The organism is Streptomyces sp. HSW2009 (assembly GCF_040240285.1).
GTDB lineage: Bacteria > Actinomycetota > Actinomycetes > Streptomycetales > Streptomycetaceae > Streptomyces.
On sequence record NZ_JBEHZD010000576.1, the window covers coordinates 1 to 4,619 of the forward strand.

The following is a 4,619-nucleotide window of genomic DNA, read 5'->3' on the forward strand; positions in this document are numbered from 1 at the left end:
GGCACGGGCGGGGGGGCGGGGGGCGCGGGCGCGCGGGGGGGGGCCGCCGACGCCTCGGGAGCGCCCGGAGGCGAGAGCATCCAGTCGTCGTCGCCACCGAAGCCACCCTGCGGCGGACCTGCGGGCCGACCGTCACCACCGTGCGGACCCGGCCCGTGCGGACCGGGAGCGTGCGGGCCCCCACCGTGCGGGCCGCCGGCGTGCGGCGGCAGGGGGGCCGGCGCCTGCGGGTCGCCGGGTCGGTTCGGCTGGTGCGGGCCCGGGTAGTCGGGGCCGGGCTGCGGCGGGCCCGGAGGCCGGGAGGACTCGGAACCGTGCGGGTGCGCGGGCTGCCCGTGCGGCTGCCCGGGGCCCGGCGGCGGCGGGAATCCGCCACCCTGGCCCGGCTGGCCGGGCGCGGGGGTGGGGCTGTACGGCGTGTACGAGGTCGCTGACTGGGTGATGAAGTTGTAGCGGCACTCCTCGCAGAACGGCGCCTGTGCCTCACGCGGCGTACGGCACTGCGGGCACAGCTCCGCCTGGAAGGTGGCGTCGGGCTGGCCACCGGGGTAGCCGTAGCCGCCCGGAGCACCGGGACCGCCCGGACCACCGGGCGGGGGCGGGGCGAAGGGGCTGGGGCCACCGGGAGCGCCAGGCGCGCCGGGACCGCCAGGGCCGCCGGGCGGCGGGAAACCGCCGGGGGCGCCGGGGCCACCGAAGGCACCGGGCGCACCGGGACCGTCGAACCCGCCCGGGCCACCGGGACGGTCGTAACCGCCGGGACCACCGGGACCAGCAGGCCCACCGGGCCCTGGCCGGCCGGGCCCGCTCTGACCGTCGAAGCCACCGGGCCCGCCGGGACCTGGCCTACCGGGTCCCCCCGGACCGTCGAAGCCGCCGGGACCGCCGGGCGCACCCGGACCGTCGAATCCACCAGGGCCACCAGGGCCACCAGGGCCGCCGGGCGCACCCGGGCCGCCCGGGCCGTCGAAGCGGCCGGGGACGGGGCCGGGCCCGGGACCACCGGGACCGTCGAAGCCGCCGGGCCCCGGGTGCCCCGGGTGACCAGGCTGACCCGGGTGACCAAGCTGGCCCGGGTGGGCGGGGGGCGCCGGAGGCTGCGGCATGCCCATCACGCCGGGCGGCGGCGGGGGCGGGGGAACGACGCCGGCGGGTGCGGCCGACATACGGTGGCCGCACACCTCGCAATAGTCCTCGGCCGACGACTGATGGCCGTTTGGGCAAGTCGGCATGTCGGTGATTCCCCCTCGTGTGCCGTTTCTTGGCGCTGGTGCTGGTGGAGCTGACGGAGCAGGTGGTTCGGGTGCCGGCCCGGGCCGAGGCGGCCGGGGCGCGACGGGTTCGTGTCGCTGTGCAGCGGTTCGCCCCCGACCGGCCGGCCGGGTTGCGCACCGCGTTATTTCTTTACGCGAACGGTCTTGGTGGAACGTGTTTCGAGCGTCATCTCGTCCGCGTCCTCCACCTTGGCCTTCAGTCGCACAGTACCTGTCACCGGGTCCACGACGTCCACCACCTTCGAAAGCAGTTTCGCGGTCTCGGCGTTCCCCAGGGCGTCCGCGAGCTGCACCGCGCGGCCCAGTTTCGAGGTCGCTCCGTCCCAGTCGCCCGCTTTGCGCGCGTCCAGGCCCTGCTGGATCGCCGCGGCCAGCTCGGCCTGCCCCGTGTAGTGCGCGACCTGCCGGTTGATCGAGGTCGATGCCTCCATGTCGGCCGTCCACACGGCCCGTACCAGCCCTTGCGCCAGTGGCTGCGGAGCGCCGCCGTCCGGGCTCGGCAGGACCAGCGCCACCCGCGCTGCCAGCATCTCCTGGCCGATGCCGGCGGACGGGACGCGCACCGCCACGTGGTAGTCGCGCGACTCGTCGCCCCACGAGCCGGTCGGGTAGTCGCCGGAGCGCGGCCCCGAGGCGGTGCGGCGGTGGGTGAGGTCCTCGACGCGGGGGGCGACCTGTTTCACGAATGTGACGTCCGTGCCCTGCGGGGTCCAGATGCGCAAAGCGACATCTGCCACTTCTTTCCCCATAGCGGACTCCATGATGCGGCGGAAGTCGGCCGCGAGCTCGGCGGGGTTCGCCACGATGTCGGCCGTGCCCAGCAGGGCCGAGGCGATGGCCTTGAGCTCCTTCACCTCCCAGTCGGTGCCGACGCCCCGCGCATCGCAGGTGAACCGCCCGGAACAGGCGTCCAGGGTGGCCCGCAGCGCCTGCGGCTCCTCGTGCTCGTTGCGGCCGTCGGTGAGCAGGATGCCGTGCCGGATCGCCACGTCCTCGGTGTGCAGCAGTTGGTCGGCCAGCCGCAGCCAGCTCCCGATCGCGGTGCCGCCGCCCGCGCTCAGGGTGCGCAGCGCGTCCTTGGCCGCGGCCCGGGTGCCCGCGTCGGCGCGGGCCAGCCGGCCGCCGCCCGGGTAGACCTCGACGGCCTTGTGCGTACCGGCGATCACTGCGAACGCGACCCCGTCCCGCAGCGTGTCGATCGCTGCCGCCGTCGCCTCCTGCGCGTTGTGCAGCTTGGTGGGCGGGTAGTCCATCGAGCCCGAGCAGTCGACCATGATGGCCACCGCCGCGCTCGGCCCCTGCCACCACGGCTGGGCGTCGCGCGGCCCGGCTTGGGAGGGCACCTGGTAGCTCGCGGTGCCCCCGCCGGTCGCGGTGACGGTGACGATCGCGTTCACCTCGCGCCCGCCCTCGGGCAGGAACTCGTTCTGGTACACGTCGACCGAGAACTGTGGCCCGTGCGACTTGGCGAAGTTGGCCATCTGATCCGCTCCTTGACGTCCGTGACGCTCCGTTGTGACCCATGAGGATGGGGGCGGACCGGGACGTACGCGCCGACGGCTCCCTGACTGCGTGCGGGTGTCCCCGTGATCCCCCGTGACGCCGCGGGGGCCCCTCACCCCCGCGGTATTCCGCGCTCCCGCACCGGGCACTGCCCGATCGGGTGCTCCTGTACGTGCCCCGCCGCACCGCGAACGGTGCCGACGGGGCCTTCCCCCGTTCCGCGGCCTGCGGCACCCCCCGGCGCCGACCGACCGCTGTGGGCCGCTGTGGGCGGCCCACCGTCCTCCTCAGACTGCTCTGAGCTGCCCCGATGCTGATCCGAGTAGTCCAGGGTTGTCCAGGGCTGTTCAGAGTTGTTCTGAGCTGCCGAGAACTGCTGAGAACTGATCAGTACTGCTTGATGACTTGCCTTGCTGCTGCTCAGCGCTGCTGAGAGCCGTTCCGGTGCGGCCTGGCGCCGCGCCGTGCTGCCCGCTGCTGCGCCGCGCGGCCTGGTGCTGCGCCGCGCTGCGCGGGGGCTCCCCAGCGCTCCGTCGATGCTGCCCGGTGTCGTCCGGTGCTGCCCCGCGCTGCGCGAGCGCTCCCCAGTGCTCCGCAGCGCCGTCCAGCCTCGTCCGCCGCCGTCCAGCGCCGCTCAGAGCGAGGTTGCCCGTCCCGTCGTGATCGGGAACGGCACCACGGCCACCGTTACGTTGTCGTGGCCACCACCTTCCAGTGCGAAGCCGACCAGGCTGCGCGCGCTCTCCATGGGCCGGGCCCGGGCGTGCGCCGGCACCGCGGCGGCCATCTCGGGCGCCGACTCGGCGTAGTTCCACAGCCCGTCCGTGCACACCACGACCACGCCGGGCCGGTCGGGCTTGAACGCGGCGGTGTGCGGCTCGATCTCGTACGCGTCGGCGCCCAGCCACCCCGTGATGGCGTGCGCCCGCTCGTCCGCGTACGCCTCCTCCTCGGACAGCAGCCCGGCCGCGACCATCTGCGCCGCCCACGAGTCGTCCTCGGTGAGCCGGGCGGCGGGCGTGGCGCGGTCGTCGGGGACCCAGTACGCGCGGCTGTCGCCGATCCAGCCGACGGTCAGGATGCCGGAGGCGACCACGGCACTGACGATGGTGCAGGCCGGCGCGTTCTCGTGGCGGTGCGGGTCGCGCTGGGCCGGGCGGGCCTCCAGGGCCAGCGCGCTGACCGCGTCGGCGGCGGCGATGATCGCCTCGTGCATGGCCTGCTGCGGGTGGGTGCCCTGCGGCAGCGCGGTCAGCAGCCGCTCGCCGGCCACCCGTGCGGCGGCGGCCGCCGCGTCGTCCGGCCGGGTGGCCGACGACACCCCGTCGCACACCACGGCGACCACCGCCGGCGACCCGTCGGGCAACTCCGCCTCGGAGAGCGTGAACGAGTCCTCGTTGCGGCGGTGCCGCAGCCCGCGGTCGCTGGCGGCGGCGACGAACGCCAACTCCTCTTCCATGTGGTCCCGTTCCCGCGGCTGGGCGTGCCCGCAGTTCTCGCAGTATCCGTCGTCGTCGATGGCGCCGGCCCGGCACTCCCCGCAGCGGCGCGGCTCGGTGTCCCGCGGCCCGGCACCGCCGGCCACCGCCGGCGCCACCGACGGCGCCCCGGCGCCGCGCCCCGGCCCGTCGGCCGCTCCCGCCGAGATGTCCAGTGTGGGCTCGTCCAACTCATCCAGCGCGTTCAGTTCGTTCAGCTCATTTGGTTCGTGGGGGGTGGGTGGTTCGTGCGCGGCGTACGGCTGCTGCTGCGGGTCGTACGGCCCGTGCGGCTGCTCTCGCCCGTGGGACGCGTACGCCCCGTACGGCTGCTGCGCCGCGGTCGGCGGGTGGCCCGGCATGC

General features: G+C 75.3%; 2 protein-coding genes. Both read right to left on the reverse strand.

Annotation, left to right across the window (positions count from 1 at the left end; translation table 11 throughout):
• Nucleotides 1-1,396 precede the first annotated feature (1,396 nt).
• A complete protein-coding gene (locus AAHZ94_RS28815; protein WP_349996555.1) occupies nt 1,397-2,755 on the reverse strand; it encodes a vWA domain-containing protein in 1,359 nt (452 codons plus the stop codon).
• A 656-nt stretch (nt 2,756-3,411) separates the two neighbouring features.
• Nucleotides 3,412-4,619: PP2C family protein-serine/threonine phosphatase (locus tag AAHZ94_RS28820; protein WP_349996556.1), on the reverse strand; the 1,208-nt coding region annotated here is incomplete at its 5' end.